14 protein-coding genes, 1 riboswitch and 1 other annotated feature are annotated in these 19,769 nt (G+C 36.9%); of the genes, 1 reads left to right on the top strand and 13 read right to left on the bottom strand.

Features of this window, described 5'->3' with window-relative positions:
• Positions 1–73: 73 nt before the first annotated feature.
• Positions 74–472 carry a DUF2507 domain-containing protein gene (locus tag AZF04_RS09730; protein WP_061948539.1) on the top strand — a complete coding sequence of 133 codons (399 nt, stop codon included), beginning with the start codon at positions 74–76 and terminating at the stop codon, positions 470–472.
• Between the two features lie 98 nt (positions 473–570).
• Here AZF04_RS09730 and AZF04_RS09725 read toward each other — a convergent pair whose 3' ends face one another.
• The 13 genes from AZF04_RS09725 to pheS form a co-directional block, all read right to left on the bottom strand.
• The gene (locus tag AZF04_RS09725) at positions 571–1,806 is read right to left on the bottom strand and encodes an aspartate kinase (protein WP_061948538.1); all 1,236 of its coding nucleotides are present in this window, start codon (positions 1,804–1,806) and stop codon (positions 571–573) included.
• Positions 1,807–1,990: 184 nt separating this feature from the next.
• A riboswitch (Lysine riboswitch) is annotated at positions 1,991–2,179 on the bottom strand.
• Positions 2,180–2,291: 112 nt separating this feature from the next.
• Positions 2,292–4,070, bottom strand: a complete 1,779-nt coding sequence (gene uvrC, locus AZF04_RS09720) for an excinuclease ABC subunit UvrC (RefSeq protein WP_061948537.1) — start codon at positions 4,068–4,070, stop codon at positions 2,292–2,294.
• A gap of 168 nt (positions 4,071–4,238) precedes the next feature.
• Positions 4,239–4,553, bottom strand: coding sequence for a thioredoxin (gene trxA / locus AZF04_RS09715; RefSeq protein ID WP_045480748.1), 315 nt, complete (start codon positions 4,551–4,553; stop codon positions 4,239–4,241).
• A gap of 447 nt (positions 4,554–5,000) precedes the next feature.
• Positions 5,001–5,981, bottom strand: coding sequence for an electron transfer flavoprotein subunit alpha/FixB family protein (locus AZF04_RS09710; protein WP_061948536.1), 981 nt, complete (start codon positions 5,979–5,981; stop codon positions 5,001–5,003).
• Positions 5,982–5,997: 16 nt separating this feature from the next.
• Complete coding sequence (locus AZF04_RS09705; protein ID WP_061948535.1) at positions 5,998–6,774, bottom strand: electron transfer flavoprotein subunit beta/FixA family protein; 777 nt, start codon at positions 6,772–6,774, stop codon at positions 5,998–6,000.
• Between the two features lie 521 nt (positions 6,775–7,295).
• Positions 7,296–8,978, bottom strand: coding sequence for a long-chain-fatty-acid--CoA ligase (locus AZF04_RS09700; protein WP_061948534.1), 1,683 nt, complete (start codon positions 8,976–8,978; stop codon positions 7,296–7,298).
• Between the two features lie 807 nt (positions 8,979–9,785).
• The gene (locus tag AZF04_RS09695; protein ID WP_061948533.1) at positions 9,786–10,205 is read right to left on the bottom strand and encodes a DUF350 domain-containing protein; all 420 of its coding nucleotides are present in this window, start codon (positions 10,203–10,205) and stop codon (positions 9,786–9,788) included.
• Between the two features lie 7 nt (positions 10,206–10,212).
• Positions 10,213–12,570 carry an endonuclease MutS2 gene (locus tag AZF04_RS09690; protein WP_061948532.1) on the bottom strand — a complete coding sequence of 786 codons (2,358 nt, stop codon included), beginning with the start codon at positions 12,568–12,570 and terminating at the stop codon, positions 10,213–10,215.
• Positions 12,571–12,706: 136 nt separating this feature from the next.
• The gene (gene polX / locus AZF04_RS09685; protein ID WP_153017246.1) at positions 12,707–14,425 is read right to left on the bottom strand and encodes a DNA polymerase/3'-5' exonuclease PolX; all 1,719 of its coding nucleotides are present in this window, start codon (positions 14,423–14,425) and stop codon (positions 12,707–12,709) included.
• A gap of 190 nt (positions 14,426–14,615) precedes the next feature.
• Positions 14,616–15,158, bottom strand: coding sequence for a CvpA family protein (locus AZF04_RS09680; protein ID WP_045480762.1), 543 nt, complete (start codon positions 15,156–15,158; stop codon positions 14,616–14,618).
• The gene (gene zapA, locus AZF04_RS09675; RefSeq protein ID WP_045480764.1) at positions 15,151–15,438 is read right to left on the bottom strand and encodes a cell division protein ZapA; all 288 of its coding nucleotides are present in this window, start codon (positions 15,436–15,438) and stop codon (positions 15,151–15,153) included. The genes AZF04_RS09680 and zapA overlap by 8 nt, the downstream gene beginning before the upstream one ends.
• 512 nt (positions 15,439–15,950) lie before the next feature.
• Positions 15,951–18,383 (bottom strand): phenylalanine--tRNA ligase subunit beta, encoded by a 2,433-nt coding sequence (gene pheT / locus AZF04_RS09670; RefSeq protein ID WP_061948530.1) that lies wholly within the window; start codon positions 18,381–18,383, stop codon positions 15,951–15,953.
• Between the two features lie 11 nt (positions 18,384–18,394).
• A complete protein-coding gene (gene pheS, locus AZF04_RS09665) occupies positions 18,395–19,429 on the bottom strand; it encodes a phenylalanine--tRNA ligase subunit alpha (RefSeq protein WP_061948529.1) in 1,035 nt (344 codons plus the stop codon).
• Between the two features lie 68 nt (positions 19,430–19,497).
• Positions 19,498–19,750, bottom strand: a binding site (T-box leader).
• Positions 19,751–19,769: the final 19 nt, after the last annotated feature.

Raw genomic sequence — 19,769 nt, 5'->3', positions numbered from 1 at the left:
AAAATGACTATAACAGAATTAGAGATTATTCTCTATTTTATATGTATAATACATATTGGAGAGGGTGGTAAGTATGGAACAAGATATGAGTCTTTTTCAATATGACTTAATTCGAAACGACTTGCTTAGAGAATTATTAGGAAGCGAGCATGAACAAATTCTCTACTGGGGCGGAAAAACAATCGCTCGAAAATATGAATTACACACACTTGAAGATATGATTGATTTTTTTCTTCAAGCAGGCTGGGGATCTTTACAAATACAAAAAGATAAACCTCAAATTAAAATACTTGAATTGCAAGGCCCATGGATGGGGAAAGAAGATAAAAGATGCTATCATTTGGAAGCTGGGTTTTTAGCTCAACAAATAGAACATATACACAGTCTTATTTCTGAGGCAACATACGAAACGAAAAAAAAATCAGTAATCTTCCACATCCACATAGATAAGCATGACCCCGTAAATCAATGATTCTTCTTCTTCAAGGCCTACATATGAATAATGAGAAGCTTATTTTTAAAAACAAGCACCGTTTCCTTTTGAAAACGATGCTTGTTTTTTTCAATCAATTAAATAACTGTTTCCAAGGCCTCTTCAGATAATTGAAAGGCTTCATGTAAAGCTTCAACAGCCATGACCATATCATCTTCATCAAGAACCGTTGAAACCTTGATTTCAGATGTACTAACCATTTTGATTTCAATTTTTTCATCTGCTAAAATATTAAACATTTTTGCTGCTACCCCTGGATTACTAACCATCCCTGAGCCGACAATCGAAACTTTAGCTAAGCCATTTTCATATTGAATATGTTCATATTGTAATTCCTCTTGGGCTTTTTCTAATGTACTTAGTGTTTCCTTTAAGGTTGCCTGCGTTACAGTAAATGAAATCGTAACGTGCTCTGAATCAGTTTGATTTTGGATGATAATATCCACATTAATACCGTGCTTAGATAATGTACTAAATAATTTAGCTAACGTATTTAATTCATTCGGTAACCCAGATACTGTGACCTTAGTTACATCATTTTCAAAGGCAATTCCTCTTACAACTAATCCTTTTTCCATCGTTACTTCCTCCTCAATAAGCGTTCCCTCAGTTTCTGTCATGCTTGAAGCGACCATTAATGGTACATTGTAATTTTTAGCAAATTCTACCGCTCTAGGATGTAGTACTCCAGCTCCAAGCTGTGCCATTTCTAGCATCTCATCATATGAAATCGAGTGAAGCTTTCTAGCTTTCTTAACAAAACGTGGATCGGTTGTGAATACCCCTTCTACATCTGTATAAATTTCACAAGAATCAGCATGTAAGGAAGCTGCAAGAGCTACAGCAGTCGTATCAGATCCCCCTCTTCCTAAGGTTGTTATTTCTTTTTCTGAAGATATGCCTTGAAAGCCTGCTACAATAACCACTGTTCCAACCAATAAATGTCTCTCTATGTTTTCTTGATTTATATGGGTGATTTGTGCATTTCCATGCTGAAGGTCCGTCTCAATACCAGCTTGCCAGCCTGTATAAGATATCGCCTTCATACCTTTTTCCTGGAGAGCCATCGTTAATAATGAAATCGTAACCTGTTCTCCCGTGGAAAGTAGCATATCCATCTCTCTTTTATGTGGTGTATCTGAAATTTCTTTCGCCATTTTTACTAGCTGGTCAGTCGATTTCCCCATAGCTGAAACGACCACAACCATTTCATTTCCTGCGTTAACACCTTTTTTAATTCGTTCTGCCACCGACTGAATTCGTTCTACTGAGCCTACTGATGTTCCACCATATTTTTGAACTACTCTCGCCATCCGTTCATCTTCCTTTCGCTTGTCTTTATACCTGTCTTTGATTTCCTAAAGGTTCCATGAATCAGTTTATTTGTTTAATAATAAGTACTGATATGTATTTATGAAACTAAAAAAGCAACATAAAGGAAAACCTTCACGTTGCTTGGTATATAATAATTTCTATACCATACTGCTCCCTATATCCACGTGAGATAGTTCTCCACCTAACCTTGGGTTAGTTAAGTGACAGCCTTATGCTTCTTCAACATAAGTCCAGCATAAAAGAATATGAGCTTCTTATACACTTCGGCGAATTTCCCTTTCAAAAAAACATCACAAAGCCTCATTGCTCTACGTTTTCTCTACTTATAATTTTCGCGCCTCTACCATCACTTCCACAAGATAAGAAGTATGGCTTATTCAATTTTCAATCCTGCTTATTCAATCAAGATAGTTATGAGTTTAGCAAAAACTGATTTTTTTAGCAAGAGTTATTTTTTAGCGAATTATGACTCTTTGTCCTTGGCTTGCAATGCTTCAAAAATCGCTTCAGCTACTGCGGTAGGTACTCCACCTTGAACAATTTCCTCTACGCTTGCTTCTTTCATTTTTTTCAAAGAACCAAAATGCCTTAATAATTTATTTTTACGTTTTTCTCCTACACCAGGTACATCATCTAATATAGACTGTAAAAAGGATTTAGATCGCGTTTGGCGATGAAAAGTAATAGCAAATCGATGAACCTCATCTTGTATTCTTTGCAGCAAGTAAAATTCATGGCTATCTCTTTTTAAAGGAATAATAACGGGAGGATCTCCTTTTAAAAGCTGAGAGGTACGGTGCTTTTCGTCCTTCGCTAAACCACAAATGGGAATCGATAAATTAAGCTCGTTTTCAAGAACATCTTGAGCTGCAGCTATATGCCCTCTTCCTCCATCAATGACGATTAAATCAGGCAAAGGAAGCTTCTCCTTTAGTAAACGTAAATATCTTCTTCTAACAACCTCTCTCATCGAACCATAATCATCTGGCCCTGTTACGGTTTTAATCTTATATTTACGATACTCTTTACGACTTGGCTTTCCATCAATGAAGGTAACCATTGCTGAAACTGGATCGACTCCTTGAATGTTTGAATTATCAAATGCTTCTATTCGGTAAGGTGGAGTTATGGAAAGTGATTCACCTAGACGCTCTACCGCTTTTACCGTTCTTTCTTCATCTCTTTCAATTAAAGCGAATTTTTCTTTTAGAGCTGTTTCCGCATTCTGATCGGCTAATTCTAACAGTTCCTTTTTTTTGCCTCTTTTCGGTGCACTTACCTTCACCTCTAAAAAGCTTTGTAAAAGCTCTATATCCATCAACTCAGATACGAGTATTTCCTTTGGTTTAATATGTTCTTTTTTTGTATAAAACTGAGCAATAAATGTTAAGATATCCTCCTGCGCTTCTTTATAAAAAGGAAATATGGACACATCTCTTTCAATTAGCTTACCTTGTCGTACAAAAAATACTTGAACACACATCCAGCCTTTGTCATAAGAGAAACCAAAAACATCACGGTCAACACCATCTGAAATCGTCATTTTTTGCTTTTCCATGACCGTATCCATATAAGCTAATGTATCTCTTAATTCTTTAGCTCTTTCGAAATTAAGCTCCTCTGATGCTTTTAACATTTTCTCAGTGATCTGCTGTTTAATTTCATCGTGACCAGAGCGTAGAAATTTCGTAATTCCTTGAACGAGCTCTTTGTTTGTTTCTTTAGAAACCTCATTTACACAGGGTGCTAAACATTGCCCGATATGATAATACAGACAGACTTTATCAGGTAAGGTACGACATTTTCTTAAAGGATAAAGACGGTCGAGAAGCTTTTTTGTCTCGGTTGCTGCAAAAGCATTTGGATATGGACCAAAATATTTGCCTCCATCCTTTTTTACTTTTCTCGTTGTAATAAGCCTTGGATGCTCTTCATTCGTAATTTTGAGGTAAGGGTAAGACTTATCATCACGGAGCATCACATTATATTTAGGATCGTGCTTTTTTATCAAATTAAGCTCTAATATTAAAGCTTCAATATTAGAAGACGTTACTATATATTCAAAATCAACAATCTCACTTACAAGGCGCTGAGTTTTACCATCGTGTGATCCAGTAAAATAAGATCGCACTCTATTTTTTAATACTTTTGCCTTTCCTACATATATAATCGTTCCCTGCTTGTCCTTCATTAAATAACAACCAGGCTGATCAGGTAATACAGATAATTTCTCTTTTAGCATGCTCAATCTTGCCACCTCCAGATCCATTATGTTTTTTTGTTCAGACACTTCATCTTTTTATGAAATGATATTTACAAAATAACAGCATCCATACAAAAAAGCATACTCCATTTACTATTTCTTTGAAAAACCCGCCTTCCAAGGAAGACGGGTCAAGGCATTTACCGCTTATAGATGTTTGTTAAGTAGCTCTGCTAAGGCTTCTTTTGGTTGGAAACCAACCGTTTGATCAACCACTTCGCCATCTTTTAAAACTAGTAGTGTTGGAATACTCATTACGCCATACTTACTAGCTGTTTCTTGATTTTCATCGACATCTAATTTTGCAATTTTTGCTTTTTCCCCTAATTCAGAATCCAATTCCTCAAGTACGGGTGCAATCATTTTACAAGGTCCACACCATGGTGCCCAAAAATCTACTAGTACAACACCTTCACTTGTTTCACTTGTGAAAGTTTGGTCAGTTACATGAACAATAGCCATTAAAAACAGCCTCCTTCGTCAAGCATATTTCTTATTACGTAGTCGATTATAACATTATTTGCAAGCATCTGGCTAATTAGTTGCTTATAAAATTTAATTTACCCTAGTCCTATGAGAACATGTACGAAAATCATCTAGAGACTCTTTTTTACGAACCATTATTCCTTTACCTTTTTAACCGAGCAATTTCATCATTCCTATCTTATAATGAAAACCGAACGAGTTGGTTTTTGATTTCCACTTTAGGTAGATGCTTTCCCAAGGGCTTGTCTTCAGCTAACTCTGACTACGCAAAGCTTCGCCAGAGTGGATCTTCAGACTGCGCTGATCCTTTGGGAGTCACTACCTACCGTTTCAATCAAGAATTTCATTCGCAAACGTTTAAAACATATTTTATAAGAAACGTTCGGTTTTATTAATGATGAAATTCACTCACCATAAAAAAATTTATTTATCAGCGCTTTTTTTAAATGCCTCTGTTAATAAAGGAACCACTTCAAATAAATCACCTACAATTCCATAGTCTGCAATTTCAAAAATCGGTGCTTCTGGATCTTTATTGATAGCCACAATGGTTTTTGATTGCGACATACCAGCTAAATGCTGGATCGCACCTGAAATCCCTATAGCGAAATAAACAGTTGGGGTAATGACTTTCCCTGTTTGACCGATTTGCAGCCCATAATCACAATAGCCAGCATCACAAGCTGCTCGAGATGCTCCCACTGCACCTCCTAATACATCAGCTAGCTCCTGTAATGGCTTGAATCCATCTTCACTTTTAACTCCTCTACCGCCCGCTACAACTATTTTAGCTGCCGTTAAATCCACTTTACTGCTCATTTTTTTTACGGTCTCGAGAATTTCTGTTCTCAATTCTTTTAATTGAACTTCGAAATCCTCTACTTCTGGATGTTGGATATTTTCAAGGCAATTACTTTGAAAATTATTAGGACGGATCGTTAAAAAAGAGGGGCTACTTCGCTCCTGCTTCTCTTCAAAAGCTTTCCCTGAATAAATAGGTCTAATAAAAAAAGGCTTCTCACTATCTTCGCCCCTAACCTCCGTAATATCAGACAATAGCCCGGCCCCTAGCTTCATGGCCAATCTTGGCGCTAAATCCTTCCCAATTGCCGTATGTCCCATTATTATTCTACTTGGCTTTTCTTTATCAATGATTTGAAGAAGGACTTGTCGATAAGCTTCTGTTGAATATTCTTCTAGCTGGGGATGAGAAGCTTGTATAACTTTTGTCGCCCCGTGTTGACCTAAAGTTTCAATTTGTTTTTGACTTAATTTAGAGCAAACTAAAGCAACAATGCTGTCTTCCTTTTGCTTTAAATGTTGAGCAAGTGCTAATGCTTCAAAGCTCACTTCTCGAATATCATTCTCTCTCGCTTCTATTAAAACTAACTGATTAGTTGTCATTGCAGTCCCTCCAATATTAGCTTTGACTTACACTCGTCTTTAATAACTCGACTAGTTCCTGAACTTGTTCATGAATGGTACCTTCTAGCTGCTTACCCTTTTCCTTCTGTTCAGGAAGATATTGTTTAACTGTATCTGTCTTTGCTTTTACATCCTGTAAATCCAATGACAAATCATCTAATGTCAATTCTTCTATCGTTTTTCTTTTAGCTTTCATAATTCCAGGTAAGGAAGGATACCTAGGTTCATTTAATCCTTGCTGAGCTGTCACTAGAAGGGGTAATGGTAGCTTCATTACGACCTCATCACCTTCTACATCTCGCGTAACCGTCGCAGCTTGGTCTTCTATCGTTAGCTTTAAAATAGTTGTCGCTTGATTAATTCCTAGCTGTTCAGCAAGTCTAGGTCCGACTTGACCTGTGCCACTATCAACGCTTACATTTCCTCCTATGATTAAATCGGCCTTTTTATCAGCTAAATAAGCAGCTAAAATAGTCGCAGTTGAATGTGGATCACTTTCCGCGAGCTCTTCAATTTGAATCCAAACAGCATGGTCAACCCCCATTGCATAAGCCGTTCTTAAGGAGGACTCAACCTCTATTTCCTCCATTCCAACTGACACAGCCGTTACCTCACCACCGTGCTTATCACGTTGAAGTAAAGCCTCTTCTATCGCGTATTCATCATAAGGATTTATCATCTTCTCACCTTCATCTACGACAATTTTGTTATCCTCTATCTCTAACGACTCTTCCGTATCAAGCGTTTGCTTTAACAACACATAAATTCTCATACTCATCCTCCTAGCAACCATTCTTTTTATACTTAATGATTATTCCAAACCTAGGCAAATATGAATAAAGTATTCCTTAAGGGAGAAAAGCTTTTCCGACCTATCGGCGACAAGAGGATGGCAGTTTCTTTTGACCCTTTCTAAGCTTGGGCACCTATTTCGGTCGAATAGAGCTTTTTCTTTGACCCTTTCTAAGCCTTGGCACTTAGTTCGGTCGAATAGAACGCTCCCTTTTCACCCTTCCTGAGCATCGACCCTTATTCCTCTCCAATAGAACGCTCCTTTTTGACTCTTCTCACCTATTCTGCTTCTTTCCCTTCCGATAACAACTGCTCTTCTCTAGCTCTTACCTCTCCATCAAATCGCTTTTATTGCAAAATTATTCGTCTCTTCCCTTCCTATAAGAATATGATCCTTTCTGCATTCCCTAACTGAAATCATGCATTTTATTTTCCTTTCTCATAGAAAAAAGAAGAAATCACCAAATCGATTTCCTCTCTATTAATTGTGTCTTAAATAGGCTATAATCCTGCTTTTCTTTTTTCTTCTTCTATCAGCACTCTTCTTAGTACTTTTCCTATTAATGTTTTGGGTAGCTCTTTTCTAAATTCATACACCTTCGGAACCTTGTAGGACGATAAGTATTTGCGACAATACCGGTCCAGCTCGTCTTCAGATAATTGTTCCCCCTCTTTTAAAACGATAAATGCTTTTACGGTTTCTCCTCGATATTCATCTGCTATCCCAATGACAGCCACATCACTAATGCTGTCATGTTCAAATAAGACTTCTTCTATTTCTCTAGGGTAAATGTTTAAGCCACTTGCAATAATCATATCCTTTTTACGATCGACAATATAAAAGAATCCATCTTCATCCATGTATCCCATATCTCCCGTTAAAAACCACTCTCCTACAAACACCCTAGCTGTTTCTTCTTCTTTTTTCCAATAACCCTTCATAACTTGAGGGCCTTTAATGGCAACCTCTCCGATTTCCCCTATATCGAGCTGTTCGCCTTCTTCTGAAAGAATGACAACCTCCGTATCTGGCCAAGGTAAGCCGATACTGCCGTTTTTTCTCTCGCCCCATATTAAATTAGCAAGTGCAACAGGAGAGGTTTCCGTCAACCCGTAACCTTCAACCAGCTTCCCACCCGTTACATGTTCAAAGGTTTCCTGAGTATCTAATGGAAGGGCCGCTGCTCCACTAATACAAGCTTTAATCGAAGAAAGATTGTATTTTTCTCTTGTTGGATCATGTATGAGTGCCCGATACATAGGAGGTGCGCCGGGAAATAGGCTAATTTTATGCTTATCGATACTTTTTAAAACGCTTTTAACATCAAATTTCGGTAAAAGAATACAGGTAAATCCACTTAGAACAGCAAGATTCATAACAACGGTCATTCCATATACATGAAAAAAGGGAAGAACAGCTAACATTCTTTCATTTCCATCCTCTGTTTTATAAATCCAATGCTTACATTGTTGTGTATTAACCGTCAAATTTCGATGAGTGAGCATCACCCCTTTAGGTAAGCCAGTCGTTCCACCAGTATATTGCAATAAAGCTAAATCTTCTTTTGGATTAATATCTACCGCACTTGGCTCTTCATCCCCTTCTTCAAGCCATTTGGAAAAGGAATGAGTGGTTGAGTCGAATTGCAAGCGCACAATTGGTTGTTTATTTTTTCTTTGAATAAGAGGAAATAATAAATTTTTTGGGAAAGGTAAGTAATCCTTAATCCCTGTGACAATAACATGCTCTAGCGATGTGTTAGCTCTCACCTTTGCGACAGTCGGATAAACCATGTCTAAGCAAATAATGACTTTTGCATGAGAATCAGTTAATTGATGGGCTAGCTCTCTCTCCACATATAATGGATTTGTTTGAACGACAATGGCACCTGCCATAAGAGCCCCATAATAACTAATCATCGCTTGGGGACAATTGGCGAGCATAATAGCCACTCGGTCTCCTTTTTCAACTCCTAACTTTTGCAGCTGTGATGCACATTTCTTGGCGGATAAATAAAACTCATCATAGGTTAGCTTCTTTCCTAAAAAATCCATCGCGATCACATTTCCGTGCTTTTGAGTCGTCCTGACTAAAAATTGATGAAGAGGAATATCCTCATAATCCAGTGTTTCCTTTAATTCATCTCCATAATGTTGCAGCCAGTGTTTATTTGTAAGATACATGTCTTCCTCCTTTCGACAATGTATTGATTCTTATTTTTATGTTTATTTGCAAGCGATTTCAATCATGCCTAGTAGACATGTTCTATTTCTTTTTTATTTTAAATAATGCGTTTCTTTAATGAAGCATTGAAAGGAAACAAATGAACTTTTGTAAGAAGAACCTATCAAAAATTACCTTTAGCGTAATGTTTTCTTTACGTCTTCTAATCCGAATCAATTTCATAATGCATACGATTTGTTTTTTGATTTTCACTATAGGTAGATGCTTTCCCAAGGGCTTGTTCTCAGCTAACTCTGACTACGCAGAGCTTCGTCAGAGTGGATCTTCAAACGGCGCTCATCCTTCGGGAGTCACTACCTACCGTTACAATCAAAAAGTAAATTTCACAAGCATTCAAGACATATTTATAATGAATGATCTGTTTGAATCACTTAAACCCATTTCACCATTCCTATCTTTTAATGAAAACGGAACGATTTGTTTTTTGATTTTCACTTTAGGTAGATGCTTTCCCGAGGGCTTGTTCTCAGCTAACTCTGACTATTTAGAGAGTTGTCAGAGTGGATCTTCAAACGGCGTTTGGGAGTCACTACCTTATAAGAAACGTTCGGTTTGATTCGCTTATAGAGCAATTATGAAATTCACTCATCCACAAAAAAAAGTCATCTAAAAGGAATTCACCTTTTAAATGACTTAAACTTGTACAATTATGCTAAAAATATAAGATAAATAAAGCCTGCTATAAAAAAGAGCACACAACAGCCTATTAAAATTTTTATGAGATTTTCCAATTTCCTAACTCCTTATTATGAACCTATAATCGTTGCTCCAATGACATAGGACATCCCTACAGATAAAACAAATGAAATAAAGCCTACTGCTTTATTATTCGCTTCTAATTCTTGGTCGACTTTAAAGCCTGGGCTTAAAAATTCAAAAATAAAATAACTAATGATGAGAAGAACATAACCTAATGCTCCCCACCCTAACATCGTCAAGATACCATCTGATTGTTCAATAGAATGTCTAAAAATATTAGCCACCCCAAAAATTTTACCAGAGGTTGCCATCGCTACAGCTAGGTTCCCATTTTTGACTTCTTTCCAATTATTATAGCTCGTCACGGTTTCAAAGATCGCAATAAAGACTACGATGGCTAACATAGCCACACTATAATAGGCAACAACCTTCATCAGTTCATTTTCTAATAATAATTCCAAAGTCATCCCTCACCTACTTTAATTCCACAACCGTATTGCCTAGTCCACCTTCATTCATAGCCGCATCTCTGGCTGCTTTGACATGAGGATGTCGTTTCAATAATTCTTTTACACCTTTCCTGAGAGCTCCTGTCCCTTTTCCATGAATAATCGACACTTGATGATAGCCAGCTAAAAGGGCATCATCAATATATTTTTCTACTCTTAGCATCGCACTTTCGTATCGTTCTCCTCTTAAATCAAGCTCAGGCTTCACATAGCTATCATTACCCCTAACCGTTGTTAATGGCTTTGTTTCAACAGGCTTCGTTCGTTCAATTAGTTGCAAATCTGAGCGGTTGACTTTCATTTTCATAATCCCTATTTGTACTAAATATTCTTCATTAGACACTTGTTCTAAAATTGAACCTTTTTGACCAAAGCTCAAAACCTTTACTTCATCTCCGATTTCAACCTTTTTTGCTTTCTCCGCTTTTTTCTTAACCTTCTTTTGTTGAGCAGTTAATTTAGGGGCAGCCTCCTCTAAATGCTTTTTCGCATCTATGATTTCATGCTCCTTAACTGCGACTCCTTGCTCTTGAAGGTCTCTTAACACAGAAATAATCATTTCTGCTTCAGCCTTTGCTTTTTCTACCGCTTCAGCTGCTTTTTTCTCTGCTTCCTGAAGCATTTTTTCTTTTTCAGTTGATAATTGAGCCATCTGATCTTCGAGCTCTCTGTGTAATTTCTCTGCTTCAATACGAATTACTTTTGCTTGTTTTTGTTCGTTTTCCGCGATTTTTTGACTTTCTTCTAACGAGATGATCATTTGTTCAACGGTGTTCGAATCATTATCAATCTGAGCCTTTGCTTTCTCAATAATCTGTTCATTTAAGCCAAGACGCCTTGAAATAGCAAACGCGTTACTTCTACCCGGAACTCCTATTAATAATCGATATGTTGGTTTTAACGATTGAACATCAAACTCTACACTTGCATTCATTACACCTTCCCGATTATAGGCATAGCTTTTTAATTCACTATAATGAGTAGTAGCAATTACATGCGCACCACGATTATATACATCATCAAGAATCGATATCGCTAGAGCTGCACCCTCTGTAGGATCCGTTCCTGCTCCCAATTCATCGAAAAGTACAAGACTTTTAAAATCAACCTTATCGAGAATTTGAACAATATTTGTCATGTGGGAAGAAAATGTACTGAGACTTTGTTCAATCGATTGTTCATCTCCAATATCAGCAAAAATTTGTTGATAGACAGCCATACTCGATTCCTCTTCAACTGGGACATGCAAGCCTGATTGCATCATTAATGTAAGTAGACCTACCGTTTTTAAAGTAACCGTTTTTCCTCCAGTATTTGGTCCCGTTATAATTAATGAGCGAAACTGACTTCCTAACTCTACATCAATCGGAACGACCTCTTCTGCATCTATTAAAGGATGTCGTGCCTTTTTTAATAAAGTATACCCTTCTTCATTAATGAGTGGTGCAGTAGCTTTAATGGCTTTTGCATAGTTTGCTTTGGCAACAATTAAGTCTAAGTCTGCTAGAACGTTCACATTGGCTAATAATTCGCTTGTGACCTCAGCAACATGATTAGATAATTCGATCAAAATTCTTTCGATTTCACGATGTTCTTTTATTTTTGCTTCTCTCAATTGATTATTAATCGTGACAACTGCTTGCGGTTCAATAAAGAGTGTTTGTCCAGACGCTGATTGGTCGTGGACTATTCCGCCAAAAGCGGTTCGATATTCCTGCTTTACAGGAATGACAAAACGGTCATTACGGATCGTCACAATGCTATCTGATAACATTTTTTGTGTATTTGATGAGCGCGTCAATGATTCTAGTTTTGAGCGTACAGAAGATTCAAAGCTTCGAACCTGTTGACGAATGGTCCTTAAAGCCTGACTCGCTGAATCTAAGACGTGACCATTATCGTCAATGCACTGTTTTATATATTTTTCTAAGTCTAACAAGGGTTCAATTTGCTGAACATGACCGTATAGAAGGGGGAGCTCTCTTTCTTCCTCTTCTACTAAATCAGTAATAAAATTTTTAAGCTGTCTCCCACCATAAATCGTGCTAGCAATTTCCATTAATTCACTTGCTGATAAAATACCTCCTATTTGTGCACGCTTCACATGCGAGGTAATATCAAAGATTCCACCAAAGGGAATTCTTCCTTTAAACCTTAAAACGTTCGCTCCCTCACTCGTCTCTTTTTGGCTGACCAAAATTTCTTCTAAATCAATAGAAGGAGATAATTGTTCAATCTTCCTTCGACCGAGAGAAGAAGAAACGTGCTCTATAAGCTGTTGCTTCATTTTCTCGTATTCTAAAACTCGTAATACACGTTCCATCACTTTACTCCTTTTCTCACAAACGAATAAATAATACGGACTAACTACCATTATTGAGAAGCACTCGTATTTAGTATTTATATGTTTGCTGTTCCTATTTATAAAAATAGGGATTATTTCTCTCTAATAAATTCGCTTAATCAAGCTCGTAACGTTTCAAATAATGTTGAAATTTTTCTAGCGACCAAGCATTTAATACTGAATTTTTGTTTACTAAACCCTTTATCGCGATACCTACTCCATACTTCATATGCTCTAGCATATCTATATGATGAGCATCTGTATTAATGCTAATGGTCACTCCTTCTTCATTCGCTCTTTTTACCCACGCAGCTGATAAATCTAATCTTTTCGGATTAGCATTAAGCTCCAATGCTGTATCATATTCTTTAGCTAATGATATAAGCTTTTCGACATCAACTTGATAGCCTTCTCTTCTTCCTAAAACACGACCTGTCGGGTGAGCAATTAAATCAACATGTGGGTTCATTATAGCATTTTCAAGTCTTTTCATAATAGTTTCTTGAGATTGCTGAAAAGAAGAATGAATGGAGGCGATCACAAAATCAATTTCTGCTAATACCTCATCTTCAAAGTCCAAAGAACCATTTGGCAAAATATCCATCTCTATTCCAGTAAAAATTTCGATATCATCATAACGTTCATTCGATTTTCTTATTTCTTCATGCTGCTTTTTTAGTCGATCAACGGTTAAGCCATTAGCAACTCTCAGAAACTGTGAATGATCCGTCACGACCATATACTGGTATCCTTTTCTTCTATTTGCTTCAATCATTTCCACTAAGGAGTGAGCGCCATCACTTGCTGTTGTATGCATATGAAGATCACCTTTTATATCCGATAAATGGATGAGCTCAGCATTTTTTTGAAAAAGCTCTATTTCTCCATGATTTTCCCTCGCTTCTGGTGGAATGTATTGTAATTGAAAATGGTCAAAAAACTCTTCTTCACTTTGGAAGGTTTTTATTTCCTCCGTATCTAAATTTTCTACACCGTATTCACTAATTTTTTCATTTCTAGCTTTTGCTAATTGCCTCATGGCGACATTATGTTCCTTAGACCCTGTAAAATGATGTAAAGTAGTGATGAATTCTTGATCAGTGACTAATCTGAAATCTACAGATATCGGGAAGTCTCCTGCCACTTCTAATGAAACCTTCGTCTCTCCATTAGCAATCACTTTATTTACGCCTTCAAGCTTTAATAATTGCTCTCTCACTTCATTCGGGTTATCTGTAGAGATGATAAAATCTAAATCCTTTACCGTCTCTTGAAGCCTTCTTAAGCTACCCGCTTGTGAAAAGCGAATAATCTCTTTCATCTCTTTTAATTGATCTAAGATTCTTTCGGCTATAGGTAAAACCCATGGGACAGGAAGGCGCTCAGGTCGATTGTTCAACTCTTCAATCGCCTCTAATATTTTCTTCTCTGTTTTTTCTCCAAAACCTGCCATTTCTCTAACTTTTTTTTCTTCACAGACGACCTTTAAAGTATGGACATCAACGACTTGAAGCTCTTGATAGAGTTTTCCGATTTTTTTGCCACCAAGACCTTGAATTTTCAATAATGGAATAAGACCATCCGGCAATAAACTTTTTAATTCATCTAATAAAGAGGATTGTCCTGTATTTTTTAATTCTAAGATGACCTCTGCCGTTCCTTTACCAATTCCTTTAATGTCTGCCGGCTTTTCGATTTCATCTAACGACCTTTCGTCCGTTTCGAGCGCTTGAGCAGCTTTTCTATATGCTGATATTTTAAAAGGATTTTCACCTTTGATTTCTAAATAAGTGGCAATTCGTTCTAATACGGTTATAACTTCCTTTTTATTCATCATCTACATTCACTTCCTTCTCTATCATGATACCGATTTATGTCGCCAAAAATCAATCTTTTCCCTTTTTATCATCTCTATATTAAACGAAAAAGCTTTCCAAGGCATAAGTAAATTGCTTGGAAAGCTTTTATATGAATGCACGCCTTTATTTACTTCATGAACCTCTTTGTATAAATACCTTTACAATTTATGGTAATGGATGGTTAATCCACAATTCACGCAGCCAATCTGATAAAAATGGCGTATGATGAATCATAAATTGAGCAATAATTGAAACCTGAAGCTGTTCTTGAATAAATTCAATTGGCAGTAATGCTGCTACATTTAATAATACAAAGATGAGCAAATAGCTTTCGACAACGCAAAGGATACTTCCCAACCAACGGTTCAGCGTTCTTAGAACAGGCAAATGTGCAAAGAAATCGAGCATCGAGCCAAGTATATGTAAAGCAATTTTTGTCCCAAAGAATAATAAAGCAAATGAAATACCTGAATAATATACACTTTCAGCATCAAATGCTTGAATAATCATTCCGAATGCACTGTCACTTGAAAATTGTGGATAAGGAATCCATAGGCGAATATATTCAGCTACCACTCCGTAGTATCTATAAGCAACATAAATAGATACAATAAATCCAACTAAATGAATGAGCTGAAGGATAAATCCCCTCCGCTGACCAATAAAAAAACTACATAAAAAAATAAAAAGAATTATAAAACTAAGCATCTTTGTCCTCTCCTGTTAAACGATTACCATTTTCTCTTTCCTGCAATAATCGGTCACGTTCTTCCATTACTTTTTTATATTCATCAACGAGGTTAACGGCTGTCAAAACCGCTAAACGTGTTGTATCTAAATAAGGGTTTCTTTTTTTTATTTCTCGCATTTTTTGGTCTACATAATGAGCCACATCTTTAACATGCGACGGTGGCTCGTTGCCGACAACGGTATACGTCTGACCATATATCGAAACAGTTGTCCGTTGTTTTTTCTTGTCTTCTGCCACCTAAATGCCTCCTGTCTGTAGCAACCTCTGCTTGAGCAAAATTCTAATCGAAATGTAGTGATAAAATTCCTAACTTCTATCATATCATGAAGGCAACTAATTGGAAATATAGACTTTATTTTTACGAAAAATCACTTATTGTTTCCTCTTTTTTATGATTTTTTGCGGATCCACCACTATGGTAAAAATGATTTAAATATGGAAGGTTATTTGTATACCGTTAAAGGACAAAACCTTTCCATTTTCTCTAATAGGCTCCCATATCACTAGCATCATTTCTAATCTGTAATTGGCCAATTTAGTTCATCTCATTTAGCTCCTTAAAATGGTGGTGAATGCTTACCCAAACAACAAACAATGAACCCTCCTTCTTTTTAACAAGAAGGAGGGTTCTATTGAACGGGTAAATACTTTATGAATGACGAAATCCACTTTTAAGAAGTTAGTTTGGTGCTACCCCAACCTTAATAGGTTTCTAATAAGATTTAATTATATCGATAACCAATGCAACATTATGCTCTTAATGTTGCATTTGCTTTTTCTTCTAAAGCTTTTAGTACAAGTTGATGTCTTTCTGTTACTTCTTCATCTGTTAAGGTTTTTTCAGGGTCAAAGTAAGTTAGTGTGTACGCTAATGATTTTTTACCTACCTCTAGATGCTCTCCCTCATATAAGTCAAATACATGACTATCTTTGAGTAAGTCACCGCCTGCTTCCTCAATAATATCCTTTAATTGACTTGAAGTCATATTCTTATCAACTACTAAAGCGATATCTCGAACCATTGCAGGAAATCTTGGTAAACTCTGATAAATAACTCCTTCTATATCAAGTGTTAATAGCTTCTTCATATCAATCTGACTTACATATACATCCTTTAGATTCAATTCTTTTTCTTGTTTAGGATGAACTTGACCTAAATATCCAATCTCTTCTCCCTTGTACAAAAGACTCGCTGTTCTTCCAGGATGCATTTCAGGTTTTTGGGATGGAACAAAATCAATGACATCACTTAAACCAAAAGTAGCTAATATACCTTCCACTACCCCTTTTAATACAAAGAAATCGACTTTTTTCTTTTCTCCCTGCCAACTATGGTTTTGCCATAATCCCGATAATGCAATGGCAAGCATCTCTTTTTCTAGTGGTTGCTTCGTTAAAGGTGCTTCATCACTTAAAAAGATCGAGCCAATTTCATAAATAAAAACATCTTGATTTTTGCGATTATTATTATATGAAATCACATCAAACAAATGTGGAATTAAGCTAGTACGCATCGTACTTCGCTCCTCACTCATCGGTTTCGATAACGTGATGAGACGATTATTTTCATTCCTATCAGCAAAACCCTTTGCTTTTTCCGGGCTAGTTAAAGAGTAGGTAATAACTTGATTCAAACCAACCCCCTCTAAATAGCGACGAAGAAGTCGACTTTTAGCTTGGTAATCAGTCAAACCACCTTGTGTAGTCGATGAATCAGGTAAAGTAATCGGAATATGGTCATAGCCATAAATTCGAGCTACTTCCTCATAGAGATCTTCTTCTATCTGTATATCCGCGCGGCGGGTCGGTGCGGTAACTAATAGGTTTTCTCCTGCCACTTCATAATCAAAACGAAGCTGCTTTAAAATTTGCTGAATTTCTTCTGAGCTAATACTTGTCCCTAGTCGATTATTCAAGCGAGCAGGGTTCAGTGTGATAACAGGCTCTTTACTATTTAAGTAATCCTCTTCAGCAATAGATTCTGATATTTGACCGCCTGCTAATTCGACAATGAGTAATGCAGCTCTTTTAGCTGCTTCACGTATTCTTTTCGGATCGACTCCTTTTTTCTCATAACGAGCACTAGAATCACTTCTTAATCCATGATCTCTAGATGTTTTTCGAACCGTTGTATGCTCAAAATAAGCAGACTCTAATAAAATCGTTGACGTATCTTCTTGTACCTCTGATACGGCCCCACCCATTACGCCTGCTAACGCCATTGGTTCGCTGCCATTCGTTATCACTAGATCATCGGTCGTTAAAGCTCGTTCCACGCCATCTAAGGTAACCAATTTTTCACCTTCTGTAGCTCTTCGCACCACAACCTCAGAAGATCCAAATCGCTCATAATCAAAAGCGTGTAAAGGTTGACCATATTCTAAAAGAACGTAATTCGTTACATCAACGACATTGCTAATTGGTCGAATTCCAGCAGCCATTAAACGAGTTTGAAGCCATAAAGGTGAAGCCGCTACTTTAATCCCAGAAATAACGATTGCTCCATAGTAGGGGTTTGCATCTGTATCTTCAATTTTCACACTTACTGCATTTGTTTTTGACCCTTTTTCCTTAAACTCAAGCTCTACATTTGGAAGCTTTAATTCTTTATTGTATAGTGCAGATATCTCAAAAGCTGCTCCAATCATACTTAAACAATCCGCACGGTTTGCTGTTAAATCAAGCTCTAATACTTGGTCATCTAAATTTAAAATGGATTCCGCATTAGAACCAACTGGATGCTTCTCTTGTAGAACATAAATACCTTCTGCAAATTCCTTTTGAACGTATTTTGCTTCTATTCCAAGTTCTTGTAAAGAACAAATCATTCCTTGAGAAACTTCTCCTCGCAGCTTTGCCTTTTTAATTTTGAAATTCCCAGGTAGTACTGCTCCGACCTTTGCAACCACTACATACTGTCCTGCCGCTACATTTGGAGCTCCACAAACAATTTGCACAGGCTCTTCTTCGCCAATATTAACCTGGCAAACGTTTAATTTATCTGCATTAGGATGCTGGTTGCATTCCTCAATATAACCAATGACAATCCCCTTTGTTCCTTTATTTAAATCATGAATAAAATCAATTTCGATTCCACCACGAGTCATTTTTTCTGCAATTTCTTTTGCATTTACATTTGAAACGTCTACATAATCTTGTAACCAATTATAAGAAACTAACATGTTTGTCCTCCTTACACCCGTTTAAATTGTGCTAAAAAGCGCATATCATTTGTATAGAAATGACGAATATCATCAATATCGTGCTTGAGCATAGCCAATCGCTCTACACCCATTCCAAATGCAAAGCCACTGTACTTACTAGAATCAAACCCACTCATTTCTAAAACTCGTGGATGAACCATTCCAGCACCCAACACTTCTATCCAGCCTGTATGTTTACAGATTCGACAGCCTTGTCCTTTGCATATTCCGCAAGAAACATCTACTTCAACAGAAGGCTCTGTAAACGGGAAAAAGCTAGGACGTAAGCGAATTTCTCGATCAGCGCCGAAAAATTGTTTAACAAAAGCATCTAAAACTCCTTTTAAATCGCTCATTCTAACATTTTCATCTACAAATAACCCTTCAATTTGCATAAATTGATGTGAATGAGTCGCATCATCATCGTCACGACGAAACACTTTACCTGGACAGATAATTTTAACAGGGCCTTTCCCTTGGTGCTGCTCCATTGTCCGAGCCTGAACGGGTGATGTTTGAGTTCTTAATAAAAGTTCCTCTGTAAAATAAAATGAATCTTGCATATCTCTTGCTGGGTGATTTTTAGGTAAATTTAAAGCTTCAAAATTATAATAATCAATCTCTACTTCTGGGCCTTGAGCAACAGAAAAGCCTAAGCCAATAAATGCATCCTCTACTTCTTCTATTACAGCTGTTAAAGGGTGCTTTGCCCCTATCTGAATAGGTCGACCTGGTAAAGTAACATCGATGCTTTCTGAGGCTAGTTTTGCTTCAACCTCTAGCTCTTCTAATTTTTGTTCCTTTTGTTCAATTTCTTCTTTAATTGTATCGCGAACGACGTTCACTACTTGTCCAATTAATGGTCTTTCTTCTGCTGAAAGCTTTCCCATACCTCTTAATACTTCTGTAATGGGTCCCTTTTTACCCAAATACGAAATTCTGACCTCTTGTAACTCTTTTTTAGTGGAAGCATTTTTGATTTGAGATAATGCTTCTAGCTTGAGTTTTTCTAATTGTTCACGCATCCTGATATCCTCCTTATTACTTTTAGAAAGTTCCATTTAACTGATCAAAAAAACCATCGTTCCTTTAAAAAAGGGACGATGGCTCGCGGTACCACCCTTATTTATAAGACGATCACTCACCTTATACACTTCTTTATCATAACGGTATTTACCGTAACACTTTACCATAAGAAATCGTTACATTTGTATGTACATTCTTATATTTACAGCGTCAGCTCCAGAGTGAATTCAATATCTCTTACCATAGGAATGTTTTCAGTCTAAGACATTCCTTCCCTAAATGGCAGGGTTATATTTACTACTCTCCTTCAAGGCCTTTCTCTTTTTCAATTGATTTATA

Source organism: Alkalihalobacillus trypoxylicola (assembly GCF_001590785.1).
Lineage (GTDB): Bacteria > Bacillota > Bacilli > Bacillales > Bacillaceae_D > Alkalihalobacillus > Alkalihalobacillus trypoxylicola.
This window is presented reverse-complemented; position numbering and strand designations above follow the sequence as displayed.

Bases quoted from the DNA above. Each gene is read 5' to 3' on its own strand.
- AZF04_RS09700 (WP_061948534.1), bottom strand. From the start codon at position 8,978: ATGTATCTTACAAATAAACACTGGCTGCAACATTATGGAGATGAATTA.
- trxA (WP_045480748.1), bottom strand. From the start codon at position 4,553: ATGGCTATTGTTCATGTAACTGACCAAACTTTCACAAGTGAAACAAGT.
- AZF04_RS09705 (WP_061948535.1), bottom strand. From the start codon at position 6,774: ATGAGAATTTATGTGTTGTTAAAGCAAACGCTTGATACGGAAGAGTCG.
- AZF04_RS09690 (WP_061948532.1), bottom strand. From the start codon at position 12,570: ATGGAACGTGTATTACGAGTTTTAGAATACGAGAAAATGAAGCAACAG.
- AZF04_RS09680 (WP_045480762.1), bottom strand. From the start codon at position 15,158: ATGCTTAGTTTTATAATTCTTTTTATTTTTTTATGTAGTTTTTTTATT.
- AZF04_RS09730 (WP_061948539.1), top strand. From the start codon at position 74: ATGGAACAAGATATGAGTCTTTTTCAATATGACTTAATTCGAAACGAC.
- polX (WP_153017246.1), bottom strand. From the start codon at position 14,425: ATGAATAAAAAGGAAGTTATAACCGTATTAGAACGAATTGCCACTTAT.
- uvrC (WP_061948537.1), bottom strand. From the start codon at position 4,070: ATGCTAAAAGAGAAATTATCTGTATTACCTGATCAGCCTGGTTGTTAT.
- AZF04_RS09710 (WP_061948536.1), bottom strand. From the start codon at position 5,981: ATGACAACTAATCAGTTAGTTTTAATAGAAGCGAGAGAGAATGATATT.
- AZF04_RS09725 (WP_061948538.1), bottom strand. From the start codon at position 1,806: ATGGCGAGAGTAGTTCAAAAATATGGTGGAACATCAGTAGGCTCAGTA.
- AZF04_RS09695 (WP_061948533.1), bottom strand. From the start codon at position 10,205: ATGACTTTGGAATTATTATTAGAAAATGAACTGATGAAGGTTGTTGCC.
- pheS (WP_061948529.1), bottom strand. From the start codon at position 19,429: ATGCGTGAACAATTAGAAAAACTCAAGCTAGAAGCATTATCTCAAATC.
- pheT (WP_061948530.1), bottom strand. From the start codon at position 18,383: ATGTTAGTTTCTTATAATTGGTTACAAGATTATGTAGACGTTTCAAAT.